The organism is Microcoleus sp. N9_B4 (genome assembly GCF_036701635.1).
Taxonomy (GTDB): Bacteria; Cyanobacteriota; Cyanobacteriia; order Cyanobacteriales; family Microcoleaceae; genus Microcoleus.
This window is the reverse complement of record NZ_JAUBRC010000033.1, coordinates 1-26195: the sequence shown is the minus strand read 5'-3', so window position 1 is coordinate 26195 and position 26195 is coordinate 1. Positions and strand designations below refer to the sequence as shown.

The window sequence follows — 26195 nt, the reverse complement described above, 5'->3', positions numbered from 1 at the left end:
AATTATGCTGAAAAATTGCAGTTGCCGTTGAGCGAAGACATAGCAACTGCAAACTTAATTTTTTCTAAAGATTGTAAATCTGGACTTCCTCCACAGGTTCAGCTAACTCAAACTTAAACACCCGCGAATAGAAATAGAATTCACCGTCAAGAGTTCTTTTGATATTTTCAGCGCGGCGAAAACCGTGCTGTTCCCCTTCATAAGCAACATAAGCAACCGGCAAACCTTTAGCTTTCAATATCTCTACCATCATTTCCGCTTGATTAGGCGGAACCACTTTATCTTCTAATCCTTGAAAAAAGATAACGGGACAAGATAAACGTTCGGCGGAATGAATCGGCGAACGATTTACATACAAATCTTTTCTTTCAGGATAAGGCCCGATTAATCCATCCAGATAGCGCGCTTCAAACTTGTGAGTATCCGTTGCCAAAGCTTCCAAATCGCTAACTCCATAATAGCTCGCACCGGCCTTAAACACATCGCGGAAAGTAAGAGCGCACAGAGTGGTGTACCCCCCTGCGCTGCCTCCGGCGATCGCCATTCTTTCGCCATCAACTAAACCTTTTTGAGCTAAATATTTAGCACCGTTAGCGCAGTCGTCAACATCGACAATTCCCCAACTATCTTGCAGTCTTTTTCTGTATTCTCGGCCGTAACCAGTGCTGCCGCCGTAATTAACATCGAGCACGGCAAAACCGCGACTCGTCCAATATTGAATTTTCAAATTCATGCTGCTAGAAGTAGCAGCAGTTGGGCCGCCGTGACTTTTCACAACAAGCGGCGGTTTTTCACCCGCAGGCGCTGCAAAATCTTGATTTTTCGGAGGATAAAAGAAACCGAAAGCAGTCAAATTGTTTTCCGTGGGAAACTCAATCGGTTCCGGTACAGAAAGATAACCCGGATTGATGCTTAAATTGCTCGCTTGGCGCAAGATAGAGCGTTGACTTGTTGCTAAATTTAATTGTACAATAGCAGTAGATTCAGTCGGCGAACCAGCCAGAAAAACCACAGTTTCTCCCCGCGCTTTGACCGATGAAATATCAGTGTAAGGCGTTTCAATTGTTGTCAACTGCTTGGTCGTTAAATCCAGACTCGCTAAATGCCACTTGCCTTGCTGAGTGTAGGTGCAAATAATTTTGCTTTCCGAGACAACGGCATAAGTAGACATTCCAAAAACCCACTGAGGAAGTCCGAATTCAGCCGCCATTTCGCACAAGCTGGTTTCTATCTCTGCTTCCCCCCTTACCAAGGGGGGATTGAGGGGGGTTCTAGATTGCCAGCGGTAGAAATTCCACCAGTTCGACTTGTCAGAAACAAAATACAAAACTCCATCCGGCGACCATTCCGGTTGAAAAATCGACTCCTCAACCCCGCCAGCAACTAAGTATTTTTCACCTAAAGAACCGTCAGCATTAATTTCTGCCACCCACAATTCTGTGCCATCCCACGGCATATTTGGATGGTTCCAACAAATCCAGGAAAGTAGAGAACCGTCTGGACTTAAACGAGGGGAAGCATAAAAATCATTGCCCTGAGTTAAGATTTGAATATCTTCGCCGTTATCTAAATTAATGCTAACAATAGTATTGACAGGTTCGCCCTCACCTGCATGGTCTTCGCGCACGCAAATCAGGCGATTTCTTTGCTTGTCAACTATCGCATCTGCATAGCGAGAATTAGCAGTAGGAGTCAGAGGTTCGGGTTGAGAATTTAATGTTTGAACATAAATACGTTGGTCAGCAAAATGAGAGAAATAGACAACACCGCCAGCAACTGCAAAGGAAGCGCCGCCGTATTCGTTAACGCGAGTGCGAACATTAAAAGGATGCGGTGTTACGTCGCTGATTTTACCATCAGGACTGCGCCGCACGAGGACGCTTCTCCCCGCTTCCGAAGGCCTTCCCTCAACCCAGTAAATATCATCGCCGTCAATCGCAATTTGTCCGAGTCCGACAGTTCCAGAAACAATTAAATCGGAAGAAATAGGTGATTTCCAAGAGCCGTAAGGTGATACTGTATTCATATAGTTAAGGCTGTTGTGTTTGATGCACAAATAAATTTATATTTGTACTTTACACTAATTCAGTCACCGGGGAAGCAAAATGTCCAAAAAACTCGTACTAATGGATCACGACGGTGCAGTTGACGACTATCTCTCAGTCGTGTTGCTGATGACAATGGAGGAAGTCGAAACTCTGGGAGTAATTGTAACTCCTGCGGACTGCTACATTCAACCGGCGGTGAGTGCAACGCGCAAAATCCTCGATTTGATGGGGCGTTCAGAAGTTCCGGTGGCGGCGAGTACCGTGCGGGGACTGAATCCATTTCCGGTGTTATTTCGGCGAGATTCCTTTGCAGTTGATCGACTTCCCATTCTAAATGAAAAAGGAACCATTGACACGCCGTTAATATCAGAACCCGGACAAAACTTTATGGTGCGAGTTTTGCAAGATGCAGCCGCACCCGTCACATTAATGATAACGGGGCCCTTAACAACAGTAGCGCAAGCTTTAGATATTGCGCCTGAAATTGAAAGCAAAATTCAAGAAATTGTCTGGATGGGAGGCGCACTCAATGTTATCGGCAATGTTAGCAAAGATATGGAACCCGGACAAGATATGTCGGCGGAATGGAATGCTTACTGGGACCCGATAGCAATCGAGAGAATTTGGCAAACACAAATTCCCGTTGTCATGTGTCCTTTAGATATCACTAATAATGTACCGCTGACTGTAGAATTTTCCAATCTCTTAGCAAAACAGCGCAAATATCCAATTTCCGACTTAGCAGGACAGTGTTATGCCCTCGCAATATCTCAAGATTACTACTTTTGGGATATTTTGGCAACTGCTTATTTAGCGCATCCAGAATTTTACCAACTGCGAGAATGGGAAACCGAAATTATTACCCAAGGCATCAGCCAAGGACGCACAAAAGTTAAAACGGGAGGGCGAAAAATTCAAGCAATGGACAAAGTAGACACAGCCAAATTTTACAATTACATATTAGAACAGTGGGCGAAGTAAAAATCCCAATATCTGCTAGAAGTGGGCAAAATCTCCGTACAAAACCCCCCTGACACAAATATTTATACCAATTTCATAAAGTAGCGCTAGATATTACCCCCCCAACCCCCCCTTATTAAGGGGGGGCTAAGACTTCATCCATAGCACATCTTTAGAAAAATGGTATTACCTCCTCTTCTCTTCCTCTGCGCCCTCTGCGGTAAAAAAAAACTCATCTCAAAAAATGCTGCCAATTCTATCAATTATCCCCTTAGCCCAAACCCCTCCCGCACCTCAAGAAAAAGTTCAAATCCAAGAAGTGCGACCTCTCCCCGGACAGTTAGACAACATACCAGTATTTAACAGCAATAGTCCAGAATTAGTGCTGCAAGAAGGAATTTTACTTTCGACATTTCCCCCAGATGGGAAAAGATTTCCGGCGGCACATTTAAACTTTCCGTTTCAAGGACGTTTCGACATATTTGCCCACCACATAGCCCGCGCACCTTCCCCGGAAGATTTGCGAACATTGTATCAAGGAGTAATTGTTTATAATCCGGGCAATAAACCAGTAAGATTAGATATATTGCAAGCTGCGAGTTATCTCAGTCAACCCGATGCACCTTTTATTGAATTGCCGCCGCAAGTCGATAATTCAAACAGTAATATTTACGCGGGGCCGGGAAGCCGCGCTGTGAATGATATTCTCAGAGGAAGGAGACAGTCTGACTTTGATCCGCAGTTAATTATTCCACCGGGAAAAAGCGAACTGTTGATGAATCATCCGATACCGGTGCGGGAATTGGTACCGCCGCTAAACGGTCGATCGACCTTGATGCGGTTACGCAGCGATGGTACAGTCTATGTTGCCAGTCTGGCGATGTTTGCCCGAGTTGACGCACAGGGAAACGAGCGATCGCCCAACTTAGCAGAATGGCAAAACTTATTAGACAATGGTAATATAGCCGGGCCGCGCGATCGAACTCCCACACCGCCGGAAATCACCGAAGGTCAACTAATTTACGGCCGAGTTGCCGGTGTAGCATTAGGTTCACAATGGCGAGCACTTCTCTCAGACAACCCCGCCACCTCAAACCTAGCAATTCCCCAACCCGGAACAGCATTTTCCTACCCATTAAGCAGCCTCCCGCGCGGAATGCTGGGCACAAACCAAGTGCAAAGTGCGAGAATGCTAGTCCGCTACCAAGATACAGCATACCGCGCCCACGGCAATTACGGAATTCAATACAGTCTCAGCTTGCCGCTGTACAATTCTACCAGCAACAATCAAACTGTAACTGTCGCAATTCAAACTCCAATTAAGACAGACAAATTAACTTCAGGAGGACTTAGTTTTTTAGAACCTCCGGCACCACAAACTTTTTTTAGGGGGACGGTTCGAGTGCGATATACTGATGACAATAAAGTGCCTCAAACTCGCTACGTGCATTTAGTCCAGCGGCGGGGACAGCAGGGGGAACCTTTGGTAAAATTAGAGATGAAATCGGGAGAAAAGCGGCTTGTAGAAGTGGATTTTATTTATCCGCCCGATGCGTCGCCGCCGCAAGTTTTGACAGTAAAAACAAATTAAATTTGATTTTATTTGAACTCATTTAACATTAGCAATTAACGGGGATTTCCCATCTCGACAATGTGTTTGAGAGCGTTTAATCGCTCTCTTCCAAAAAGGTTTGTACTCGACCGTTCGGTCTCAAAACCACTCTAATTTTTGGGTTTTTTCCATTAGAAACGGCAGAAACAAACGGCTCGCCTGCTAATGGCATATTAATTTGCTCGATATAATCTGCTGCTGCTTTTCCCATCGGCATAATAGTTTCAACTGAACCATTTTCATCGATCAGCACGCTGTATTCCAAAGTTTGTTCCATTCCTTCAGGAGGCTTCCAGCGTTCCTCAAAGTAAGTTCTAGCTTCTGAAACTTGAGGAATTGTATCAAATAAAGTGCGGTTTTTTCTGCTGGCCGCGGCCTGGTTGTTGTCCTCAGACTCGGCGGTTGGTTGAGCATCCTCAAGGGCTGGGAGTTCGGTACTGGCGGGAGGGACAATCGGCTCGATGGGGCTGGGGAAGGTTTGGGGCGGGGGAACGGGAAATCGGGAAGCCGACAGGGAGGGCGGCAGGGGGGGCGGTACGGCGGGAGCTAGTCTCGGCGGTAGGGGGGGCAGCACGTAGGGTACTGGTGCGGGTGCTTGGGGGGCGGAAATGGATGGTTCTTCGGGGGCGGGAATTGTGATTGTTTGCCCTTGAGGGAAAGCTGGGGCGCTCTGTGGGGCGCTGGCTGCGCTGCCATTGGCGGGAAATAGCAGGGGTGGCTGCTGGATGGGGCTGGGTTTGTTGGTGGCTGGAGTTGGGGCGAGGGCGATGGGGGGCAAGCTGGGGCTGGGGGAGGTGGCGGTGTTGATGGGCGGGGGCGGCAGGGGCGGTAAACCGGGTGTGGCGGCAGGTGTTGGTGCTGGGGGTGTCGGTAGGGGGGGAACTGGACTGGGGGAAACGCCTGCAGCTAGCTGGGGGTTTCCGGGGGCGGTGCTCAATGGTGGATTGGCGGGGGCTGTGGCGGGGGCTGTGGCGGTTTGCGGGGAGGTGGCGGCCCGATCGAGCATTTTGATAGTTCCTGTCGTCAGGCCCGCGCTAGCGACCAGCAATGCTGCCACCTTGAGCCAGGGTGAGGACAGCGGCCGTCGGGACTCACGGTTGAGGTTGGGAAGCGCCATCACTTCGGCGGCGCAGTCATCTAGTGCTGTGGCCAAGTCAAACAGTTGCAGGGTGCTCAAGGGAACTACTGGCCCGGATTCAGCGGCGCTCAAAGAGCCTAAAAACAAGTTGTGGGCGAGCAAGCCACGAGGTTCTAAGCGGGGGGGAACCGGAAGGTAGGAAGTTGGGAGAGAGTAGGGGTTGGAATTTGCTAGTTCGGAACTGTTGGCGGCTCGATCGAATATAACGGCATTACGCGCGGCTTCTGGCGAGTCTGGGCCCGCAGGGATACGGCCGGTTTGAGCGTTGAGGTTGCTGTCCCAATCGCGGGATGCGCCGAGCAAGTTTTGGACGTAGTTGCTAACAGCTTCGTGGAGGGTTTCGAGTTGAATTCGATCGCCCCTGAGAGTAACGTGTTCGGTATCTGGCAGCCTGGGGTCGTCGAGTCGCAGCTCAAAACTTAAAGATTTAAACACCGGTTGGCCCGCCCAGCGAGATAGAGGCGAACTTTTGGCTGTAATTTCCAGCGTGCAAGTGGGGGGCGTGTACCGTTTGAGAACCATAGCAGGAAGGAAGAAGGAAGAAGGAAGAAGGAAGAAGGAAGAAGGAAGAAGGAAGAAGGAAGAGGGAATAACTATGTTTTATCTGATATTTGGCACTATTCTCAACAAGCTGTTTTAGCAACAGGCAAGATGCCTGTTCCACCCAAAAATTTATTTGTTGTGGAACAGGCATCTTGCCTGTTCCGGATCTTTGTCATTCTCGTTCCCATGATGCTTAGCTTAATTTTTAGCACGGTCTAGAAGAGCCAGCCAGAGGCGGCGGTGGCCGCCGGGACTGCTGTAAAACAGCAAATCGATCAGGAGTTTGAGGGCCAAATCAGTCAACTCTCGGGCCGATAAATTTTCTGCATCTTCCATGCGCGAGCCATAAGTGTTGCTGAACCTGTCAATATAATCTCCCAGCAAAGCGATGGTGTGAGGTTCGCGGTTTTGCTCGGCCATTTGTTCCAGCAAAGCAACAGCGCGGCGGATTAAAGCTTGGTGCTGTGAGGCCAAATGACAGCTTATCAAAACGAGCGATCGAGCTTCCTCCACATCAAGTTTTTTGCGCCCTCCCTGGCCTTTCCGCAGCGGGTTAGATTGGCGCAGCCGCCACAAAGCTACCCGATCGGCTACCATTGGCTCTAAATTCAGTTCGGCTGCTACCTTGAGCATCGCCTCTGAGCCAATTTCTGCCAGTGCTTCTAGGGCTAACAGCACTAAATCCAGTTGGGCTTTAATGTTGTCCAACTGGGTAGGTTCTGGTGCTTTTTGGGTCAATTCTGCCCAGTTGGGAGATGGGCCCGTTTCGTTTGTGGGAGCGGAGGACTTTACGGTCGAGCGCATGGCTTCAGCACGGGAAATTAAGACTGGTTGAGGCAGGATATCAAACAGTATGCAGTGATTAAAGCTTTGCGGCCTGTGGGCAACAGCACATCTGTTAATTTGTCTCCATAGCTCGTTGCTTTGATTCCGGCAATCCTAACTACTGGACGGAGTTGCGGGTGAAAAGTTGCGGTTTCAAGTTCGATCGATCGCAATCGGCAAAACCCATAGATTTTTACCCCTAACCATGCTACGCCGCAGAGTGACCGAAATCAAATCAGTGCTTTGAAACTATCGGGACTTATATCAATGCCAAGATCCTAGCGCTCTCGAATGCTACTTATAGTCTGTCGCTACTTATAGTCTGTCAGATTATAGTTGTCATTGCTTCATCTGGCGCCCTCTATGGATATTACGGAGCAATTTGGTAAAAAAGTTAGACATTTCCGAAAGCTCAGAAATCTTTCCCAAGATCGGCTTGCAGAACTATCTGAATTACATCGCACCTATATTGGTTCAGTTGAACGAGGTGAAAGGAATATAACGCTACTTAATGCCAGCAAAATAGCCAAGGCATTATCAGTTAGTCTAGCTGAGCTGGTAACTTCTGATGACTGAAAGAAGACTAGAGCAAATTTTAGCAAGATACCAAAACTCATTTACCGAAAAAATTTATGCAGAAGAGAATGAAGAACATGATATTTTAATGGATGTGTTTGGTGTTTCTCCACTTATAAAAAAAGAAAATAGGCAATATTGGGGACGTGAGTTAGGTATGTGTTGGCAGTTGTTAGTTACTGAAACGTGTAAAACATATTGCAGTAGCTTTCAGCCAGCATTTAAAGTTGGAAGCGATGAGCCGTGCGATCTGATTGTTGATGGGTACGCAATAGATACAAAATATCGTATTGGGTCAGGAGACTCTGGAACCCTGAAAAAGTTCAAATCTTATGGCCCACTACTTCGTACTTATAATTACGAACCCGTATTTTTGATTCTTAGAAAAGATAATTTACCCGCAGCTATTACAGCGTGCAAAGTAGGGACTTGGAAAGTTTACACAGGCGACGATTCGTTTGAGTTCATAACAACAATAAGCGGGTTTGATTTAAAGTCATTTCTTATTGAAAAAGTGGGAGAATTCCCTGTATACCGCTGAAACTATCAAGGCGCTTGTTAATAATCTCTATGTAGTCAGGTACTATTTCAATGCCAACATACCTAATGCCAAATTCTTGCGCCGCCAGCAATGTGGTTCCAGATCCTGCGAAAGGATCTATTAGAATAGAGTTTTCCAAACGCGGTACAAATATTTCGACCAACTTTCTCATGAGAGCGATTGGTTTAACTGTGCAATGGACGTTAAACTCCTCGGTTTTCTCACGCTGTATACCTTCTAAAATATTGGACTGAAAACCACCGAACTGATCTTTAGTATAAAATAGACCAGTACCATACTCCTGTAGAGTTTCCAAGTAATTATTGACCAGTGGTTTTTGAAGTACGCAGATTGCTTCCCATTCGTTCCTCAAACAACTGTGCCAACCATCCCATTGTTCAGAGTTTTCATATCCTTTCTTCTCTAACTGTTGTTTGATATTGACACCTTTAGGGATACCACTCGATCTTTTATAAACAAGAATATCTCTCGCATAGAAACCAGCACTTTCAAGTGCAACTTGTACGTGAGCAACAGTCCGTGTGCTGTTGAAAACTAAAACTGTCGCACCCGGTTTGCAGATCCGAAAAAGCTGTTCACCCCACTCAAAGCACCACTTTTCATAATCCAGAGTATTGTTGCGATTCCTTTGATACCATTTTTCGTTTCTGACTCCACCTGCTAAACCACTGCCATAGGGAATGTTTTTAACAAGGGTTTTATTTCCCTTGCCATTGACTCTTTCAATACGCCTTTGAATTTCTGAGTCATCCCATTTATGACCAATAAATTCATAATTATAAGGTGGGTCAGTGATACACGCAGAAATATAATTTTCTGGCAATGTCTTCATCACTTCGCGACAGTCGCCAACCAAAACTTCATTTGAGGGATTTTTTTTCATTGGTCAGGCAGTTTGTTCGATCGGGAAATCAAATTTAAATTATCCCACATTTGCAGTATCTAGTGAATCTAAATGAGTCGTGAAACCCTCTTCTCTTTCCGAACTTCGCGTTCTTTGCGTCTTCGCGGTTCGTTTAAAAAAAAATCACAACTCATTTACACTCGCTACAGGCAGTCCAAATTATAGATTCATTCCAGCTTGTTTTGCTGCAGACAAACACATAATTAGTAATCCACCAAAAATACCTCAATCCTGACTACTTCAAAAAGACGATCGTCACGCCTCCACCTCCTTCTTTTTGACTGGCGAGCTCGAAGCGGGAAACCTGCGGGTGAGTAGCGAGGAACTCGTGAACGCCACGCCGCAACTGTCCCGTACCTTTGCCGTGAATTATCCACAGAACTCCGTATTCCACGGCTTTGGAAAGAGCTCTGTCTATTTCGATTTCTGCGTCTGAAACTCTCGCACCCCGTAAGTCGATCGAATTATTAGCAGTGCGAATCGCAATTTCGGGATTGGGTTTTGCAGGTTCCGCCGCTGCTTGCTTGGCTTTAGCGGTAGCGAGTGCTTGTGCTTGGGCTGCAACCTTGGCTAATTGAGCTTTAGTTTCCGGTTTTTGACCGTCGAGGGATTCAATTTCTCCTAGTTTGACAGTCATTTTCATAATCCCAAACCGAACGCTCAACTCTTCGTTAGCGTCCGGGCCGCTGAGCACTTCGGCGGTTTGACCCAAGCTGGGAATGCGGATGCGATCGCCCACTTTCGGCATAAAACTCGGTTTGGGTTTAGCCGGTTGTTGGCGAGAGGGGAGATGTTTTTGGGAAATTTGATTTAAGGTTTCTGTCGCTTGTTGGGCATTTTGAGCCGTCTGGTTGCCCGACTGCAAGCGACGAATGATTTGAGCAATTTCTGATTTGGCCGACCCGATAGCCTCATTTACTGCCACTTCCTGAGCTATTTTTAGTTCTCGCTCCCGCTCTTGCAAAGCGGCTGCTTTTTGAGAAACTTCTCTGTGCAGTTTTTCGGTTTGGTGTAGCAGTTGAGTTGCTTCTCTGGCTTTGGTTTCCTGTTTCCGGCGCTGTGCTTCGAGTCCAGCAATCACTTGATTAACATCTTGAGAGGCTCCCCCGACATAGGTTTGAGCTCGATCGACTATTTCTGTTAGCAAACCGAGTCTTTTGGCAATAGTGAGAGCGTTGGAACGTCCGGGAATTCCCCACAGCAAGCGATAGGTTGGCTGCATGGAATTGTCATCAAATTCTACTGAGGCATTTTCAAAGCGGGAGTCTTGATATTTGAGGGCTTTGAGTTCGCCAAAGTGGGTAGTTGCAACTGTTAATAGGGAATGTTGGGCGAGGTATTGCAACAGGGCGATCGCCAATGCACTGCCTTCTGAGGGGTCTGTCCCCGCTCCTACTTCGTCTAACAAAACTAAAGATTTGGGAATTGGTAATTGGGAATTGGGATTTGGGATTTGGGCTTGGGGAATTTGTAATTTAGGTTTGAGAATTGGGAGAGCAGAAACAGTGTTCTGTGTATCTGTGACTTCCTCGTCTTGCTGTTGGGAATTAGTAATTGGAAGGTTTGAATTTTCTTCCTCTTCCCCAAGCGATTTATTGCCTAAAACTTCTAAAATGCGGCTGATGCGGCGGATATGGCCGGAGAAAGTAGACAAACTTTGCTGCAAAGATTGTTCGTCACCAATATCGGCCAAAATATTGTCGAACCAAGGCAATTCTACGGGTTCGCGGGCGGCAACAAACATTCCTGCTTTCGCCATTAAAGCTGCCAATCCCAAGGTTTTGAGGGTGACAGTTTTGCCGCCAGTGTTGGGGCCTGTGATGGCGACGACGCGGATGTGCGGCCCGATCGTTAAATCGACCGGCACGACTGGAAAGCCTTGCTCGTGCTGTTGCTGCCAAACTAATAAAGGATGGCGCAACTGGCGCAGGGTAATTTGCGATCGCAGGTTGCGAATTAATAATTGACTTTTTTCTGAGTTTTCCTCATCTTCTTTTTCCTCATCTTCTGTTTCGGGATTTTTTGGTGCTAATTCGGGTTCTCCCAATTCGATAAATTTCGGCGGATTTGCTTGCAACCAAAAACTATAACGCGCTTTAGCTGCTGCTAAATCTAAAGTTGTAACTACTACCACTAATCTGTCTAAATCGGGTTTTACTGCTGCGACTTGCTCGGTGAGGGCGCGGCGGACTGCTTCTTCTTCGGCTTGTTCTTGCCTGAGCAACTGCCGCATTTGGTTGTTAAGATTGACTGTGCTGTGGGGTTCTACGTACAGTGTCGCGCCGCTGGCCGAGGAGTCGTGAACGATGCCCGGTATGGCATCTTTTTGGGGAGCTTTGACGGGAATGACAAAGCGTCCGCTTCTTTGGGTAATTAGCTGTTCTTGTACGGCGTTGGATTGGCGCTGCAAAATCCCCTGCAATATTTGATAAATGCGATCGCGCAACTGTCGCATTTGAACTCTAATTCCTGCTAATTTAGGAGTGGCTCTGTCTGCTACTTGAGCGCGATCGTCTATACAGCGATGGATTTCTTGCTCTAGTTCGGGATAAGTCCGCAATTGGGCTGCCAGTTCTTTGAGCGTCGGCACATCTGCCTGAGAGTCAATTATCCGGCGCAATTGCCTTGCTCCGGCGAGGGTAGTAGCAATTGCCAGCAATTCTTCGCCGCTGAGCAAACCTTGGAGTTCGGCTCGTTGCAGAGAAGTGCCGATGTCTTGGATTCCTTCAAAACTCAAAGCACCGCCAGCGCGGCTCTCTAACTGATAAGCTTCCTGAGTTTGGGCTAGAAGTTCGGCTGTTTGAGCTTGAGTTGCCGGGATTTCGAGGTCGAGGGCGGCGGCGACGCCGAGTTTGGTGGCCGCGAAGGTAGCCAAGTGCTGACACAGGCGCGGCCATTCTAATAGTTCTAGTGTTTCGGCTTGAATCAAAGTTGAGGTGGTGTTGGTAATTGGCATTCTCAGGCGCTGACCGAGAAGGTGAATTTAACGATACTATTAATTGATTTTAAAGTTTTTTATTGTTTCCTGGCGCAATTTGAGAAAGTATCTGCGATCGCCCTCAGCAGTCTTTCGGTCGAAAGCTCTGATGTAACATTAATTGCGAAGGAGAAAATTTCCATTTTTGCATTACCCGTCTAAAATTATACCTTCTCGTGATACCTGTTCCCAAAAAATATGCAACTTTAGGCTAGGTCCCAACTATTATACAGTAAGTCATTCCCAATTTTTTAGTCTAAAATATAAAATCTAAAATGGTATGAGCTATTTTGGGTTTTGAGGGAGCGGGGATGGGCGGTTTTTTGAGGGAATTGAACTCTTTTGGAATTTTAAATCTGTCAGGGCAATTCTGGCGGTTGTATCCTAAAAAGTAATTTGTGGAGGTGGTAGAAGTATGGCAAAGATTCTGGCGATCATCGCGGATACTGTGACTTTTCAAGTTGTCCAAGAGTTACTCAGCCAAGAGGGACATCAGGTGAGAGTCGTTTCCGACGACAAGGAGGGTTTAGACTTGGCGAAGGAATTGTCCCCCGATGCGATAATTTGCGACGGGACTTCGCCTCAAATCAACTTTTTGGAGGTGTGCCGGCTGGTGAAAGCCGATTCCCTACGGGATAGCTTCGCTTCACGAAAATTGGCGGCAGCCTATTTTATTCTGCTGACAACACCGGAGCAATTTGATGAAATTCCAGAATTGGATGTGCCCTTTGACGATTTTCTGTTTAAACCGATAGTTAAGCAGGAATTATTGGCGCGGGTGCGCGCGTCTAAGCGATCGCACGAGTTGAGGGCGCGGTTGGAGTTCACCCAGCAAGAATTGGATCGGTCGCGCGATCGAATGCTGCAAAATGAAAAAATGTCTAGTTTGGGCGAATTGGTGTCTGGGATAGCCCACGAAATTAACAACCCAATTACTTTTATTTACAGCAATCTAACTCACGTCCAAAGCTACGCTAGCGATTTAATTGAACTGTTGCGATTGTATCAAAAAGAGCTAGTCAATCCCGGATCGGAAATTCTGCAAAAACAACAAGATATGGATGTGGAATTCGTACTCGACGATTTATTAAAAATTGTGAGTTCCATGCGTACCGGGAGCGATCGCATCCGCCAAATAATCTTGTCGCTACAGGATTTTTCCCGCAGCGATCGATCGGGCTGGCAGTTATTTGATGTTTCCGACGGTTTAGAAAATACTCTGTTGTTATTGCAGCACCGCTTGCCGGCTCGCGAGGGAAGGCGAGACATCAAGGTGATGAAACAATTCGGCAATTTGCCACAGATTGAGTGTTATGCAGGGCTGCTCAATCAAGCTTTTCTGAATATCATCAATCACGCGATCGATGGTTTGGAAGAGTCGGCTCAAGAGTTAGAAGAGTTGGAATCCATCAAATTTAAGCCTGTGATTTTGATTACCACTCAGGTGGTAGATTCTCAGCGGATTTCGATTGAGATTGCTGATAACGACAGCGCACATAGCAAAGATATCACAGCCCAAATTTCTGAGCCATTTTTGGGAGCAAAACCTGCGGAACCACCCATATCATCGGGACTTGCTCTCAGCTATCGGATAATTGTAGAACAGCACAAAGGAGTGTTCAAGTGTTTTTCCGAACCGGGAAAAGGCACTAAAATTCAGATAGAGATTCCGCTGCGTCACAGTTAATTAACAGTATTTACCGTTGGTGGGGCGGCTTTTTGAAATTGTTGGTTTTAGCCTGAAATTGTTGTGAATCCGCCCCTACAATGACTGCACTTTTTTAAGGTAAAATTTTTTATAGGAAATAGCAGCAGGGGAGCATCTCATTTTTGTAACCCAGCTAGAAATTGGAGTTTTGAGGCTCTCTTGCTGCGAGGCTCTCTTGCTGCGGGGAAAGAGTCAGAAGTCAGGAGCCAGAAGGCGTTGGTGAATAGATCTCTGAGCCAAATTTCGGTTGTAATTGATATAATTAATCTGCGTTAATCTGTGTTTATCTGCCCTCATCTGCGGTTAAAAAAAGATAATTTCTCAACCGCAGATGACAATGGATTGACGCTGATTCACGCAGAGGTCGAGAATAGAAATATGAATAACATGGAGAGGGACAACCACGAGGGATTGCCCCTACACAACACGGTTATGCAGATGTTGTGTGTCCAGGAGTGGAATAACTAAAGGGAGACTTGCGCGCCTTGAGTATCGAGGTCGATCGCCCTTACCTCAGCCTTTACCCCAAATTCCCCCCAAGCAGCCGCCATCGCTTTCTCAACCGCAACAGCGTTAGCCACATCCGTTAAAGCTAAAAGTGTTGGCCCGGCACCGCTAATTACCATTTCATAGGCCCCTGCATTCAGGGCAGCTTGTTGCACCGCTTCATATCCCTTAATCAGAGATTGCCGGTAAGGTTGGTGAATTTTGTCTTGGAGGGCGCAGCGCAGCCAGTTTTCATTCCCAGTTTCCAAAGCCCGCACTAGCAAACCGAGGTGTGCAGCATTAAAAATCGCGTCAGCCTTACTGTAATCTGCTGGCAAAACTTTGCGGGCTTCGGCTGTAGACAGTTCAAAATCGGGGATGGCTACCACGGGCACAATATTTGGATGCCAGGGAATATCGCAAATTTGCCAGGAACCCCCCCCCTGCCCCCCCTTGCTAAGGGGGGGTGATTCTGTTAGCCCCCCTTCACGGAGGGGGAATTCTTCTCTTAGCCCCCCCTTACTAAGGGGGGGTTGGGGGGGTGCATTGCTAGCAGCGAGGCGACACCCTCCGAGTAAAGCGGGGACAACGTTGTCGGGATGTCCTTCAAGTTCGATCGCCAATTGCATCACTTCCACCTGACTCAAAGGCGCACCGGCTAACTCATTTGCACCGACTAACCCACCAACAATAGCTGTGGCGGAACTTCCTAAACCTCTAGCCAGCGGCACTTGCATATCTATATGTATGGCTACGGGCGGCGGCGATTGGTTCAGGCGATCGTATAACTTGACAAAGGCTAGATAAGCGAGATTGCTGTCGTCTGTCTTGACTTTGGCGGCTTCTTTGCCTGTAACAGTAATTTTTAGTTTCTCTGTTACTGAGGGTTCTAGTCGGGAGAATTGGAAGCGGTTGTAGAGGCTTAAAGCGGCGCCGATGCAGTCGAATCCTGGGCCTAGGTTGGCGGTTGTGGCGGGTACGGTAACGGTAACGGTGGAATTTTCGGGCATTTTTTGAATAGTTAATTTGGAGTGTTTAACCGCAGATGGACGCGGATGAACGCAGATCGAAGCATATTATACTATGTTTTCAAAAGCCATTTATTCTTGCAGCATTTGAAGATGTTTGATGGCATCTTGATAATCGTTGGTATTGCCATCTTTTTGATAGAGTTCCGCTGCTTTTTGATAATCGGCGATCGCCCCCGGTTTGTCTTCTAAGAACTCGCGGACTCTGGCGCGGTTGTAGTAGGCGTCGCCGTAGTTGGGGTTAATTTCAATTGCGCGATCGAAATCTGCTTTAGCTGCTGGATAATCTTTGAGATTGCGGCCGTGGATGATGCCGCGCTTGTTGTGGGCTTTGGCGTAGTTGGGGTTGAGGCGGATGGCTTCGGTGTAATCGGCGATCGCCCCTTGAATATCTCCAGCCTCTGACTTGGCTAAAGCACTATTGAATAAATCTTCAGCAGGATTTTGAACAATCGTTTTTTGAGCTATTAATATTGCTGAGGATTTAGTAGAGACAGCCGGGAATATATTACCAAAGATAGTAAATATTACTAGAGTAGCAATTAAATTGTAAAATGATGATTTCATAATTTAGGCAAAAATTTGAGATACAGAACAACTAAAATCGGGCAACAAAGGCGAAGTCTGTAAAAATAAACCCTGGACTAATTACTGATGCTCCTAATCCTGTTTTTTGCGACCAAGTTTTTAACTCCCTGCAGATATTAGCACAAACTTATTGATGATTCCAGTGTGCCGCCCATGTCATAAATAGCTCCCCATCAATAATTTCATAGCGATCGCCGTTATCGGGCAATAGTTCTAAATCGGCGGTAGTCCAGCGTACTTTATCAGATATTGTCTGGCTCATACAAGCACTGTTGATAGGTGATACAAACATTCTAAACGATCGAGCATCTAAAGCATCCACAAATTTTAACCGGTGAGTGAAACGAACACAAAAACAAAACCCGCGCTGGCGGGTTTCTATATTCTTAGTCCGCGAAGGCGGACTTTGTTTGTGTAGTCGCGATTTCCAATCGCCGGATTTCCTGAGAATTACAAACCATGAGATTACTTCAAAATAGTTTTAGAAGCAATCCGAGTTTTCTTGCGATCGGCTTCACTCAATTGTTCGCCAGACTGCAAACGAGTAGCAGAAGTTTGCAGCACAGTTGCGGCACTTTTATCGCCCATTTGCAGAGCAGTTTTCGCAGCAGTTTGCAGCATCGTAGCTGCGCCGGCGCGATCGCCCTGTTGCAATCTAGTTTCTGCGAGTTGAGTTTGGCGGTATTTAGCCAAAGCTAAAATGTGCTGCTGCACAGTCGGGTTAAGTGCCGGCTGATAAACTTTCAGGACATTAGCGGAAAGTGCAACCGGATCGGAAAGCAAACCTTGACCGACACTCGGATCGTCGTAGCGAATTTGTAATTGCCCGATCGCCTGTGTACCTTCTGGCAACTGTCCAATATAAATATTAGCCAAAACTACTCGCTCTATATCCTTCATTAAATCTCCCAGGCGCACCATAAAACGATCGCCCTCTTGCTGTACCGGTAATTCGATCGTATCCGGGGCAACTTGGGCGATCGGTTTGAGTTCGGCTAACCGTACTTTTGGCATCAGTGAAAATAGCAAATAAGCATTAGTCAAACCTACACCTTGGATGCGAGTAAATAGTTTGCTAAACTCGTCAACCGCATCTTCGGGACGCTGAATGTGAGCCAGAGCACCGCCGCCAGCATCAGCAATCTTTTCCAAAATATCCTGGTTCCAGTTATCGCCAAATCCCAGAGAATTTAAAGTCATGTTGTAGTCGGCAGCCAATTTAGCCAACTTCAAACAGCGGCTGTCGTCGCCGTGTTCGTTTTCGCCGTCAGTCAGCAGAAATGCCTGAGATACAGCTTCTTTTTTGCCTTTGCCCAACTCTTCAATACCTAACTTAATGCCCTCATCAATTGCTGTGCCACCGGCCGAGCGCAATTGCTCAATTTGCCGTTTAATGCTACTGGGATCTCCCACAATTTGATTGGGGACGAGGACTTTGGCTTTGTGGTCGAAAGCCACCGCGCAAAAGCGATCCCCGGGCTTCAACCTGTCTAGCAACCGTCCGGCGGCTTGTTTGACGGTTTCCAAGGGGCGTCCGCCCATCGAACCGCTGTGGTCGAGAATCAGGCACAGGTTTAAGGGTACGCTGGAGTCGATCGAGCTTGCCGTCGCAGACACTGAAATTGCTAGCTGGCGCTGCGTTGAGGGCGCGGCAGCGTCAAGGTTAGGGTCGTTTAAAACCGGGAGCAAACTAACTTTCATGCGGGATACCTAAAGATTGCGTTACTATTTCTTTAAGAATAGCTCCATCAGTTCAGGCAACATTTCGGTTATATGAACACACCAATTAAAGCTGTGCAATCGCCATACTACGGGGAAGGGAACTCTCGGACGCCACCTCCCGATTTGCCATCCCTGTTGCTGAAGGAGCGGATCGTTTATCTGGGTATGCCTCTAGTGCCTGCGGTAACAGAACTGATTATCGCTGAACTGTTGTTCTTGCAGTACGAAGACCCCGAGAAGCCGATCAAAATCTACATCAACTCGACCGGCACTTCTGGTTACAGTGGCGAACCCGTCGGCTTTGAAACAGAAGCCTTCGCTATCTGCGATACGATCAGGTACATTAAGCCGCCTGTGCACACTATTTGCCTCGGTTCGGCAATGGGGATGTCTGCGATGCTGTTAGCGGCTGGTACAAAAGGCTTTCGGGCGAGTTTGCCCCACGCTTCGATTGTGTTGCACCAACCCAAGGCTTACACGCGGGGTCAAGCAAGCGACATTCAAATTCGGGCTAAGGAAGTGCTGGCAAATAAAGCGACGATGCTTGAGATTTTTGCAAGCTGTACTGGCCAACCGATCGAAAAGATTACTAAAGATATGGATCGGTTGCTGTACCTGACGCCCCAGGAAGCTAAAGAATACGGTTTGATCGATCGCGTTCTTGAAAGTTCGGAAGAATTGCCGAAACCGCTGCCTGCAGGAGTCATCTAATTGGGTTAGGGGGTATTAGTTATTAGTTATTAGTTATTGGTTATTGTTTATTGGTCATTATAACCACAAAATAAAAAACCGGAAATAACAAGTAACAAATAACTAATAAACCATAACCAATTGCCAGATCACCAATTACCAACTAAACGGAGTTCCGAATTATGCCTATAGGTGTGCCAAAAGTTCCCTACAAGATGCCGGGGGGTTATGATACTCAGTGGATTAATATCTACGATCGCCTCTACCGGGAACGGATTATTTTCTTGGGCAGGGACGTTGACGATGAAATTGCCAATCAAATCATCGCTGTGATGCTCTATCTTGATTCGGAAGATTCAGGTAAGGATATTATTTTATACATCAATTCCCCAGGCGGGATGGTGTCGGCAGGCATGGCTATTTTTGATACCATGCAGCACATTAAATCAGACGTGGTGACGATTTGTGTGGGCTTGGCTGCTTCGATGGGTTCTTTCCTTTTAGCTGCCGGTGCGAAGGGGAAACGGTTAGCTTTGCCTCACTCGCGAATCATGATTCACCAGCCTTCTGGGGGCACGCGGGGACAAGCAACGGATATTCAGATTGAGGCGAAAGAGATTCTGCGACTGCGCCACCAACTCAACGGTATCTATGCTAAGAATACTGGCAAGCCGATCGAGAAAATCGAGAAGGACATGGATCGCGACTATTTCATGTCCGCTGAGGAAGCCAAGGAATACGGCTTGATTGACAGAGTAATCGAAGATCGTCCGTAAGTTATTTTTGCGCCACCGTAGTGCGGACAACCCTCCCACTACAACCTAGTTCGCACTAAATTTTGGCAGAATCTTTACATTTAAGGATTCTGCCATATTTAATGGAATTATCAACGCTCATTCATGCTAAATGGATATTGCAGATTATTACCGACAGTTAGGACTGAGGTCAGGTGCGAGTTTATCGCAAGTTAAGACCTCTTATCGGCAGTTAGCCAGACAGTATCACCCCGATGTGAATCCGGGAAACGAACAGGCTAAAAATAAGTTTATTGCTATTACTGAGGCTTATAAGTTCCTGGTGAAAATTGCCCCCCCCGATGTTGCGGAGTCGAAAGTTGCCAATTCAACTGTGCCGCCTACTTCGACACCGCCGGATCTGGGGGTGAAAGCTCAACCGCAGGCAGTTAAAGTGACTCGAAAAGAGGCCGCGGTTCAATCTAATGCGGATCTGTCGGCGGTAGAACAAAAGTTAAAGCAAGATGCTTATTTTGAGTTGCAGCAGTTGCTGAAATATCAGAGGTTCCCGCGGGCGATCGCCTTGATTGAGGGTTTGGCCCAGCGGGTTCCCGAAGATTTGGAGGTGCGTCAGTGGCAGGCGATCGCCTATCAGCGCTGGGGACGGCATTTGATCGGAGAAAAGCAGGTTGATAAGGCGAGAATATATTTGAAAAAGGCTGTGAAAACTGACCCTCACAATCGAGCTTTGTGGGCGGAAGTTGAGCGGGATTTTCGCCGGTTGGAAGAGATTTATTGAAGCGACGTTGCGTCCCCCTTTTGCAGGGGGTCTGCGTCGTGAATTTTTAATTTTTCTAAAATAACTTGGGTATTTTCAGGTCGGTTTTCTGGTAGCGGTTCCATCAATTCGTCGATCGACTCTAGGAGTAACGGGTCAATATCTACAGCCTGGTTCCTCCAATTAATTTTACCAGTTTTTTCATTGACGGGAAAGTCGATCGGCTCTATGCCTGTTAATAAATGTACAAAAGTACGCCCTAGGGCAAAAAAGTCCGATCGCACGCCTGCTTTACCTAGAATTTGTTCCGGTGCGGCGTATCCAGCAGAACCTATGGGTGCGGTATCTATATCTGCTTCTGTGGCGGCGCCGAAGTCAATTAATCTCAATTTTCCATTAGCTTCAACCATCAGGTTGGATGGCTTAATATCCCGATGCACTACATGATATTTGTGGATTTCCTGCAAAATCTGAAGCATTTGTTGCAGCCAATCAAGAGCGAGCTTTTGAGAAACGTACTGTTTTTTAGTTAAGAATTCTGCCAAGTTTTCTCCGCTAATTTTTTCCATCACCAAACAAGACAATTTCTGGAAGTTATGGGGGAGTTTAATTGGGAAATAACCGTCAGGTTCGACTTGGGGAACTGAGCCCTTTCCGGCCAGCCAAATCAAAACTCGCGCTTCTTTCTTGAACAAGCGAACTAAATCGGGATTGTGAGCGTGTTTCAAGACTTTTAAAATTTTGACAGTTCCCCATTCGTTTTCCCCGGTTCCCAAATCTTCAACTTCAAAGATGTCTGTGGGGCGTGCGGGATTGGGCGATCGCACTGGTTTAAGGATGCGGTAGCGATCGCCAATTAACAAATCCGTGCCGCAAGCCTGACAATTTTGAGCAGCAGCAGGATTTTCGCGTTGTTCGCACTGAGGATTGATGCAGTAAATCATCGGCCTTGATACGTCCACGACAGACGGATTTAACAAATTGATTCAATTATTAGCATAAAACCCAGCAGTTCTGACCTTACTACTGGGTTTATATTTACCGCCCATTTGGGCACGCTATCACATTTAAGTCAAGGATTTAAGATTAAGAGCATCGCGCTCTACCGATTGAGCTACTCCCCAGTGTTTGGTTGAGGAGGCTGGAGTTGAACCAGCAACATCGATGATGTGATTTTCCTGACATTCGTTTTAGCGATCGGCGGTGAATGCTGAGTTTAGAGTAATAGCTTGCTGTTGAATTTGTACGCAATGCTGCCTCTGCCAATTGGGCTACCCCCCTTTTTTAGGTAGGAGGGACAGGAGTCGAACCTGTACTATCACATTTGTACGGTTTAAGTTGAAGTTTTAGATTGAACTTGTACTCTGTTTAGATCTTAAACCATAACTATCAAACAAGCAAGCAATCAGCCGAAAATAAACTGAAAAATTCGTTCTCCCACTCTCTGTTCCTCAACTTCAGAATTGTTAGCTTCTTCGCGGGCGAACATAACAGCTTGCTGCAAGATTTCCACCCTTTGCAGCAACTCATTGATCCGACGGGCTGGCAAAGATCCAGAAAACTTGACAGTCCGCCAATAGCCGATCGTAATATCTTCGTAATAAACATCGACTTGAGCCGGATGGTGTTCGGTAGCTTCAGCTTTAACGTGATTGCGCGGAGTTTTAAAAGTCTTGAGAGTTTGCACCGGTTCTGTGGCCCAACAGTCTGCCGAAGCATCGAAGTTCCAAGTCTCGGAAGCATCTAAGACGGGAAGTTTTTTGATGAATGCTTGCAAATCTGCCAACTGCTTTTCAATGAATAGCAAATAGCTGACAGGAACTTGGCTCAAAAGCACGTTTCCGTCTACAGTTACGTCAGCACGAGCCCTACAATTTGTCCAATCTTTGGTTGCAGTTACGTCGAAGAGTTTCGTCAAAACTTCAGTCGTTTTGCGGATAATCTCTTCTGCTTTGACTTCAACTTTTTTGGACTCTGGCGGTAGTTGTTCGCCTTCTTCGTCTTTGGGGCGGTAAGTACGGGAGATTCCAGAAAGCACAGCGGGCTTCTGGAGTGCTTTTTGAGCTTCTGCGAGTTCTTGGACGGATCGGCTTTTGATGCCTTTTTCGATCGCAATAATCTGATTTAAGCGTGCCATTGTTCGATTTTATTGAGGCTGAACTCATATCAAGCCGGGTTGATACTGATCATCAAATTGTTTGTCCTGTGGCTTTTAGGGCTTTGATAACTCTCCCTCCTCAGTACAAACCTCATGATCATTCTTGAACCAGACTGGCTCATCCTGTAGTATGACACACTTCAAAATAAATTACAAGCTTTCTTTTCTAGGCGCGGTGCCAACAGATCCCGCGGCTACCGTACTCAGCAATTTCTCTCTCAAAAACTCGGCAAAATCTCTAGCGTCGCTGCGGATCAAGTGAACCCCGTCATTGGTACGCCATTCTCGCTCTTTCGGGGGTGGCAGCCACTCAAAACGATCGGACGGAAACAGCTTTTTAGCCAATTCTTCGACTTGTTTTCTCCTGATTGCAGCGTTAACTCGTGACTCTTGCGGTATGTCAAATAAAACTACTTTCGCCCCGCTATTTTTTTGGATTTCTGCGATTTGACTTTTAATAAACTCAGCTTCTTTTTTTATAGCTTCTGCATCTTTTTCAGACAAAGGTTGACTTTGAATATCAACTACCGTTTGGATAGCTTTTTGGGATAAGTCGGGAGTAAGATATCGACCTTCTAATCTGTCTAGAGCCTCTCGCGTCACTTTTTGATTCGGCTTCGATCGACTTTTAAAAAAATCCACAAAAATGCTAATCGGACGGTATTCCTCTCTCATCATCGGTAAATACTGGCGTAACCAATAAAAAAGAGGATGATACAAAGAATCCATTAATTCTGTATCTATTTTCCGAACAATAGTATCGTTAATTTCCACCAAAACAATAGGAGGCTTGCTTTTACTTCTTTTAACTATTTCTAAACCTGTTTGGCTCGCTCCTCCCCCCAAAGCTATGCTCTTTACGCCCTCTCCAATGTCTTTAATATTAAGGTTTGCAGCTAGAGAACTACCTACCACTACCATTTTTAGATCGGAATTATCCTGATATACATACCTTTGAGTTTTAACAATATTATTTTGAAGCAGGCTAACTCCATCGGAAGCAGGCAAAACTCCGCCGCTGACGAGCGCTTGATAAAAACTCATTATAAACAGAAAAATTAGTACCGGGCGCAAAATCGGTCGCAACGGGAATTTGACAAACATAGAACACCTTCTAGAATTGGAAATAAATAAATTGTTTCGAGCTGCCACTGTTGAGGAATATCATTGCTAGCATAATTCCTAAAGCTAAATCTTGATAAAGGCTCCAGACTTTTTGGCCGTTTTTATTGGAATCCTGTTTCATCCGATTTTGCCAAGTGGGAAAATGGGGAATGTGATAAATCACTACTGGTAGCGAAAAAATTAGCGTCGGAATAATGTGACTCCAACCGGGCTTGACTTGATAGTTGCGAACTAAAGTAACTGCGAAGTCAACCGCTTCTTCAAATCGAGGCAGTTTGAAAAGCAGCCATCCCACGGAAACAAAAGAGAAAATTCCTACAACGCTAAGGCTGTCCAATAATAATTGCTGCCAGATTGGTTTGATTTTTACTTGATTTGGTTCTGGCAATTTGTTTTTGGATTTGTCGAAGCCAAAAAAGCGTTCTACTGCTAAACCTAATCCGTGATAAATTCCCCAAACTGCATAACTCCAAGCAGCCCCATGCCATAATCCTCCTAAAGTCATTACTATCATTAAGTTAACATAAGTTCTGATTTTTCCTTTGCGGTTTCCGCCGAGGGGAAAGTATAGATAATCTCGGAGCCAAGTTGAGAGGGAAATGTGCCACCTTCTCCAGAATTCGGAGAGGGAACGCGAGATGTAAGGAAAGTCGAAGTTGTCGGGAATTCTGTAACCCAAAGCGGCTGCAAAACCGATCGCAATTAAGGAGTAACCGGCAAAATCGGCGAAAATTTGGATTGAGTAGCCAAACAGCAGTGTCAGGTTGGTAATAGTTCCAAATCCTTGGTAGTAGGGAAAGCTGATCCAGAAGGTATAGTCTTTTAAGTTGTCGGCGATGACCATTTTTAGGAAGTAGCCGACAACGAGCGAGCGAAAAATGAAATTCCAAGGAATCTCTTTAAAGTATTTAGGAACAATCTGGGGATAAAAAGTCTTGGATTTTAAAATTGGGCCTGACAGTAAATTGGGAAAAAAGCTAATAAAAAATGAAGTATTTAGCAGGTGTTGGGTGAAGTTGGGCGAGACGTAAGCGTTTGCTTCGGTTTCGCTTTTGTTTTTTTGAGTCAGTACGTCTACGATTAAACTTATGCCTTCAAATGTGTAGAAAGAAATGCCGATAGGCAGAGGCAATTTTAAGAATAAATAAGCAATGCTGCCTTCGGAGCGAGCAATATTAAAAACATCGCTAACAAAGTTAGTTAGCAAACCAGCGTATTTAAACAAGCTCAAAATTAATACATTGAGAACTACTCCCGATAAAGCCCAAAAAAGTCGCTGTTTCTTGTCAGAAATTCGGGCAACTTGAAAGCTGACTGTAGCGTTGATCATAATGGAAAGTAGCAGGATCAGCAACAGTGCGGGGGCGCTCCAACTGTAAAAAATAAAGCTGGCAATTATCAGGATGGGAACCTGCACTTTTTGCAACGGAGGGAAATAATATATGGCGAAAACAATCGCAAAAAATACTAAAAATTCAATACTGTTAAATAACATAATTTGTGTCGCTCTTTTACGTAGCCTGTGACCCACTATATCAACCGCCTGGGACTAATGGCAAGACTAGCCCAGAACCCGATCGCGATCGCGCATCCTACCAAAGTGTAGCAAATATCACTCTTTGTTAGGGCTGCGACTACCTCTTGAGATAGATGCGGAAATACCTCGCAGGGCGCGTTGTCATATCGGGAAATATTTCTTAACATATAGATAACAAAGGGAATCCGAGGAGACACCAAAAATCCTTAAGCCCTTGGGGTGCCCCGGTTAATCAGACTTTTCGCAAACAAGGGCTAAATCAATGAACAAGCAGCAAAACTCCGAAGTTTCAGCATTTTTGCCCATGCTCCAAAAAGGCATTTGGCTGTTTGGCATTCTCTCTTGGATATTCGGGCTGACGGATAGAACTATTGCACTATTATCTGACGGATATTTGTCGGCGATCGATATTGTCCAGCTATTTACAGCATCCTTTTTCTTCATTAGTTGGCTGTTGTTAAGCCCGTTTTTGGGTCTTAACTCCCAGAGTCAGCCGAAGGAAGAAGCATCTCCCTAGTTTTTAAGTTGTAATGTTAGTTTCTCGATCGCTCTTTGTTTCTTCTGGGGCAAAGCGGGCAGGCCAAATGCGATCGCAAAAAAACAAAGTTCCCGCCGTCACGCACAGGGGAATCGCCAACAGATTCAACAGCGGAATGCTCACCAAACCCAAACAAACCAAACCAAAACTTCCGCTGGCGGGCAAACTCGCCCAAATGATCTCTAACTTCTCCTGAAAAGGTCGCCTCCGCCTCTCCAAAGGTGCATCTAAAAAGTCCAAACAGACAATAGTCGCGCCCAAAGCTACGCCACCCAAACTGCTAAGAATAGAGCCGACACCAGGGATAAAATTTAGCAGCAGCAGCGGTATACCGACGCTCAACAAAATTTGTAGTTTTCGCAGTTCAAAAGCGATCGCCCTTTGAATATCCCCAAAACTACTCGCCAAATTCATTGGTGCTTCTGCGGGCAATTGACCGTTCCGCAGCAGTTCCAATTGTTCGGAAAGTTTGCCGTACCAGGGTGAACCTAAAATCACGCCAAACTGAACTAACAAGAATCCAATTATCAGCAAAAGTCCTGACACTAGGAGTACGCGCAGCAACCAGCCGAAAGCAACTGTTAACACGCCGAGAAAGCTCAGCCAAGCGGGAAAACTCGCAATTAGAGCATTAAATCGGACGGACAAATCGGCAACTAAAACATCTATCCCTGCTAAACTGGGAAATAGCAAGCTTAAATAAAGACCAATACCAATTATAAAATTTAGCACCACGGGAACTAATACATAAGTCCATAGCTTGGGAGTTTGCAAAATCAGCGTGAAAGCTCGCAAAGGATAGGTGAAACCTGCCAGGAGTCCAATTGGTGCGGTAATGGCGGCGTGGGCGGGGTTTGAATTTAGCTGTTTTGACATATAGGTGAAGGAAGAAGGAAGAAGGAAGAAGGAAGAAGGAAGAAGGAAGAAGGAAGAAGGAAGAAGGAAGAAGGAAGAAGGA

At 46.1% G+C, this 26195-nt stretch carries 24 protein-coding genes; 10 read left to right on the top strand and 14 right to left on the bottom strand.

Translation table 11 applies throughout. The features are described from left to right. Nucleotides 1-64 precede the first annotated feature (64 nt). Entirely contained in the window at nt 65-2026 is a 1962-nt protein-coding gene (locus QUA43_RS20910) for a S9 family peptidase (protein WP_333376203.1), read from the bottom strand. Nucleotides 2027-2105: 79 nt separating this feature from the next. Here QUA43_RS20910 and QUA43_RS20905 point away from each other — a divergent pair, with 79 nt between their 5' ends. Together QUA43_RS20905 and QUA43_RS20900 are read left to right on the top strand one after the other, a co-directional pair. Then, nucleotides 2106-3029, top strand: a complete 924-nt coding sequence (locus tag QUA43_RS20905; protein ID WP_333376202.1) for a nucleoside hydrolase — start codon at nt 2106-2108, stop codon at nt 3027-3029. A 223-nt stretch (nt 3030-3252) separates the two neighbouring features. Then, on the top strand, nt 3253-4599 hold the full coding sequence (locus QUA43_RS20900; protein ID WP_333376201.1) for a DUF3370 domain-containing protein: 1347 nt from the start codon (nt 3253-3255) through the stop codon (nt 4597-4599). A gap of 76 nt (nt 4600-4675) precedes the next feature. Here QUA43_RS20900 and QUA43_RS20895 read toward each other — a convergent pair whose 3' ends face one another. Further along, nucleotides 4676-6280 carry a DUF4335 domain-containing protein gene (locus tag QUA43_RS20895; protein ID WP_333376200.1) on the bottom strand — a complete coding sequence of 535 codons (1605 nt, stop codon included), beginning with the start codon at nt 6278-6280 and terminating at the stop codon, nt 4676-4678. Here QUA43_RS20895 and QUA43_RS20890 point away from each other — a divergent pair. Then, nucleotides 6228-6398: a hypothetical protein gene (locus QUA43_RS20890; protein ID WP_333376257.1), complete on the top strand. Its 171-nt coding sequence runs from the start codon at nt 6228-6230 to the stop codon at nt 6396-6398. The two genes, QUA43_RS20895 and QUA43_RS20890, sit on opposite strands and share 53 nt — an antisense overlap. Before the next feature lie 101 nt (nt 6399-6499). On the opposite strand, the gene QUA43_RS20885 is transcribed toward QUA43_RS20890, so the two are convergent. Then, nucleotides 6500-7105 carry a DUF3038 domain-containing protein gene (locus tag QUA43_RS20885; protein ID WP_333376199.1) on the bottom strand — a complete coding sequence of 202 codons (606 nt, stop codon included), beginning with the start codon at nt 7103-7105 and terminating at the stop codon, nt 6500-6502. A 384-nt stretch (nt 7106-7489) separates the two neighbouring features. Between QUA43_RS20885 and QUA43_RS20880 the strand changes: the two genes are divergently transcribed. Together QUA43_RS20880 and QUA43_RS20875 are read left to right on the top strand one after the other, a co-directional pair. After that, complete coding sequence (locus QUA43_RS20880) at nt 7490-7702, top strand: helix-turn-helix transcriptional regulator (protein ID WP_333376198.1); 213 nt, start codon at nt 7490-7492, stop codon at nt 7700-7702. Then, a complete protein-coding gene (locus QUA43_RS20875) occupies nt 7695-8243 on the top strand; it encodes a hypothetical protein (RefSeq protein WP_333376197.1) in 549 nt (182 codons plus the stop codon). Before QUA43_RS20880 ends, QUA43_RS20875 begins: the two co-directional genes overlap by 8 nt. On the opposite strand, the gene QUA43_RS20870 is transcribed toward QUA43_RS20875, so the two are convergent. Both QUA43_RS20870 and QUA43_RS20865 read right to left on the bottom strand, forming a co-directional pair. Next, on the bottom strand, nt 8206-9147 hold the full coding sequence (locus tag QUA43_RS20870; RefSeq protein ID WP_333376196.1) for a site-specific DNA-methyltransferase: 942 nt from the start codon (nt 9145-9147) through the stop codon (nt 8206-8208). The two genes, QUA43_RS20875 and QUA43_RS20870, sit on opposite strands and share 38 nt — an antisense overlap. A gap of 256 nt (nt 9148-9403) precedes the next feature. After that, the gene (locus tag QUA43_RS20865; RefSeq protein ID WP_333376253.1) at nt 9404-12097 is read right to left on the bottom strand and encodes an endonuclease MutS2; all 2694 of its coding nucleotides are present in this window, start codon (nt 12095-12097) and stop codon (nt 9404-9406) included. 463 nt (nt 12098-12560) lie between these two features. Here QUA43_RS20865 and QUA43_RS20860 point away from each other — a divergent pair, with 463 nt between their 5' ends. Then, entirely contained in the window at nt 12561-13832 is a 1272-nt protein-coding gene (locus QUA43_RS20860; protein ID WP_333376195.1) for an ATP-binding protein, read from the top strand. Nucleotides 13833-14317: 485 nt separating this feature from the next. Here QUA43_RS20860 and thrB read toward each other — a convergent pair whose 3' ends face one another. From thrB to QUA43_RS20840, 4 genes are all read right to left on the bottom strand, one after another. Next, nucleotides 14318-15349 carry a homoserine kinase gene (gene thrB, locus QUA43_RS20855; protein WP_333376194.1) on the bottom strand — a complete coding sequence of 344 codons (1032 nt, stop codon included), beginning with the start codon at nt 15347-15349 and terminating at the stop codon, nt 14318-14320. Nucleotides 15350-15439: 90 nt separating this feature from the next. After that, entirely contained in the window at nt 15440-15934 is a 495-nt protein-coding gene (locus QUA43_RS20850) for a tetratricopeptide repeat protein (RefSeq protein ID WP_333376193.1), read from the bottom strand. Nucleotides 15935-16082: 148 nt separating this feature from the next. Then, the gene (locus QUA43_RS20845; RefSeq protein ID WP_333376192.1) at nt 16083-16217 is read right to left on the bottom strand and encodes a hypothetical protein; all 135 of its coding nucleotides are present in this window, start codon (nt 16215-16217) and stop codon (nt 16083-16085) included. A 203-nt stretch (nt 16218-16420) separates the two neighbouring features. Continuing rightward, the gene (locus QUA43_RS20840; protein WP_333376191.1) at nt 16421-17656 is read right to left on the bottom strand and encodes a VWA domain-containing protein; all 1236 of its coding nucleotides are present in this window, start codon (nt 17654-17656) and stop codon (nt 16421-16423) included. A gap of 72 nt (nt 17657-17728) precedes the next feature. Between QUA43_RS20840 and QUA43_RS20835 the strand changes: the two genes are divergently transcribed. From QUA43_RS20835 to QUA43_RS20825, 3 genes are all read left to right on the top strand, one after another. Continuing rightward, nucleotides 17729-18388 (top strand): ATP-dependent Clp protease proteolytic subunit, encoded by a 660-nt coding sequence (locus QUA43_RS20835; protein WP_190657904.1) that lies wholly within the window; start codon nt 17729-17731, stop codon nt 18386-18388. 161 nt (nt 18389-18549) lie between these two features. Continuing rightward, nucleotides 18550-19143, top strand: a complete 594-nt coding sequence (locus tag QUA43_RS20830) for an ATP-dependent Clp protease proteolytic subunit (protein ID WP_333055699.1) — start codon at nt 18550-18552, stop codon at nt 19141-19143. 130 nt (nt 19144-19273) lie between these two features. Beyond that, nucleotides 19274-19900 (top strand): DnaJ domain-containing protein, encoded by a 627-nt coding sequence (locus tag QUA43_RS20825; RefSeq protein ID WP_333376190.1) that lies wholly within the window; start codon nt 19274-19276, stop codon nt 19898-19900. Here the strand turns inward: QUA43_RS20825 and QUA43_RS20820 are convergent. The 4 genes from QUA43_RS20820 to QUA43_RS20805 all read right to left on the bottom strand — a co-directional run bounded on the left by QUA43_RS20820 (nt 19894) and on the right by QUA43_RS20805 (nt 24657). Next, nucleotides 19894-20841, bottom strand: coding sequence for a serine/threonine-protein kinase (locus QUA43_RS20820; protein WP_333376189.1), 948 nt, complete (start codon nt 20839-20841; stop codon nt 19894-19896). The two genes, QUA43_RS20825 and QUA43_RS20820, sit on opposite strands and share 7 nt — an antisense overlap. Nucleotides 20842-21284: 443 nt before the next feature. Further along, nucleotides 21285-22016, bottom strand: coding sequence for a DUF7873 family protein (locus tag QUA43_RS20815; RefSeq protein WP_333376188.1), 732 nt, complete (start codon nt 22014-22016; stop codon nt 21285-21287). Nucleotides 22017-22187: 171 nt separating this feature from the next. Further along, nucleotides 22188-23141 (bottom strand): hypothetical protein, encoded by a 954-nt coding sequence (locus QUA43_RS20810; RefSeq protein WP_333376187.1) that lies wholly within the window; start codon nt 23139-23141, stop codon nt 22188-22190. Nucleotides 23142-23151: 10 nt separating this feature from the next. Continuing rightward, nucleotides 23152-24657, bottom strand: a complete 1506-nt coding sequence (locus tag QUA43_RS20805) for an MBOAT family O-acyltransferase (RefSeq protein WP_333376186.1) — start codon at nt 24655-24657, stop codon at nt 23152-23154. Between the two features lie 304 nt (nt 24658-24961). On the opposite strand from QUA43_RS20805, the gene QUA43_RS20800 reads away from it, so the two are divergent. After that, entirely contained in the window at nt 24962-25216 is a 255-nt protein-coding gene (locus QUA43_RS20800; RefSeq protein WP_333084919.1) for a hypothetical protein, read from the top strand. A gap of 3 nt (nt 25217-25219) precedes the next feature. Here the strand turns inward: QUA43_RS20800 and QUA43_RS20795 are convergent. Then, on the bottom strand, nt 25220-26195 hold a 976-nt coding region (locus QUA43_RS20795; protein ID WP_333376185.1), incomplete at its 5' end, for an EI24 domain-containing protein.

Excerpts from the sequence above, each read along its gene's own strand:
- QUA43_RS20910 (WP_333376203.1), bottom strand. The coding sequence starts at position 2,026 with ATGAATACAGTATCACCTTACGGCTCTTGGAAATCACCTATTTCTTCC.
- QUA43_RS20905 (WP_333376202.1), top strand. The coding sequence starts at position 2,106 with ATGTCCAAAAAACTCGTACTAATGGATCACGACGGTGCAGTTGACGAC.
- QUA43_RS20900 (WP_333376201.1), top strand. The coding sequence starts at position 3,253 with ATGCTGCCAATTCTATCAATTATCCCCTTAGCCCAAACCCCTCCCGCA.
- QUA43_RS20895 (WP_333376200.1), bottom strand. The coding sequence starts at position 6,280 with ATGGTTCTCAAACGGTACACGCCCCCCACTTGCACGCTGGAAATTACA.
- QUA43_RS20885 (WP_333376199.1), bottom strand. The coding sequence starts at position 7,105 with ATGCGCTCGACCGTAAAGTCCTCCGCTCCCACAAACGAAACGGGCCCA.
- QUA43_RS20880 (WP_333376198.1), top strand. The coding sequence starts at position 7,490 with ATGGATATTACGGAGCAATTTGGTAAAAAAGTTAGACATTTCCGAAAG.
- QUA43_RS20875 (WP_333376197.1), top strand. The coding sequence starts at position 7,695 with ATGACTGAAAGAAGACTAGAGCAAATTTTAGCAAGATACCAAAACTCA.
- QUA43_RS20870 (WP_333376196.1), bottom strand. The coding sequence starts at position 9,147 with ATGAAAAAAAATCCCTCAAATGAAGTTTTGGTTGGCGACTGTCGCGAA.
- QUA43_RS20860 (WP_333376195.1), top strand. The coding sequence starts at position 12,561 with ATGGCAAAGATTCTGGCGATCATCGCGGATACTGTGACTTTTCAAGTT.
- thrB (WP_333376194.1), bottom strand. The coding sequence starts at position 15,349 with ATGCCCGAAAATTCCACCGTTACCGTTACCGTACCCGCCACAACCGCC.
- QUA43_RS20850 (WP_333376193.1), bottom strand. The coding sequence starts at position 15,934 with ATGAAATCATCATTTTACAATTTAATTGCTACTCTAGTAATATTTACT.
- QUA43_RS20845 (WP_333376192.1), bottom strand. The coding sequence starts at position 16,217 with ATGAGCCAGACAATATCTGATAAAGTACGCTGGACTACCGCCGATTTA.
- QUA43_RS20840 (WP_333376191.1), bottom strand. The coding sequence starts at position 17,656 with ATGAAAGTTAGTTTGCTCCCGGTTTTAAACGACCCTAACCTTGACGCT.
- QUA43_RS20835 (WP_190657904.1), top strand. The coding sequence starts at position 17,729 with ATGAACACACCAATTAAAGCTGTGCAATCGCCATACTACGGGGAAGGG.
- QUA43_RS20830 (WP_333055699.1), top strand. The coding sequence starts at position 18,550 with ATGCCTATAGGTGTGCCAAAAGTTCCCTACAAGATGCCGGGGGGTTAT.
- QUA43_RS20825 (WP_333376190.1), top strand. The coding sequence starts at position 19,274 with ATGGATATTGCAGATTATTACCGACAGTTAGGACTGAGGTCAGGTGCG.
- QUA43_RS20815 (WP_333376188.1), bottom strand. The coding sequence starts at position 22,016 with ATGGCACGCTTAAATCAGATTATTGCGATCGAAAAAGGCATCAAAAGC.
- QUA43_RS20810 (WP_333376187.1), bottom strand. The coding sequence starts at position 23,141 with ATGTTTGTCAAATTCCCGTTGCGACCGATTTTGCGCCCGGTACTAATT.
- QUA43_RS20805 (WP_333376186.1), bottom strand. The coding sequence starts at position 24,657 with ATGTTATTTAACAGTATTGAATTTTTAGTATTTTTTGCGATTGTTTTC.
- QUA43_RS20800 (WP_333084919.1), top strand. The coding sequence starts at position 24,962 with ATGAACAAGCAGCAAAACTCCGAAGTTTCAGCATTTTTGCCCATGCTC.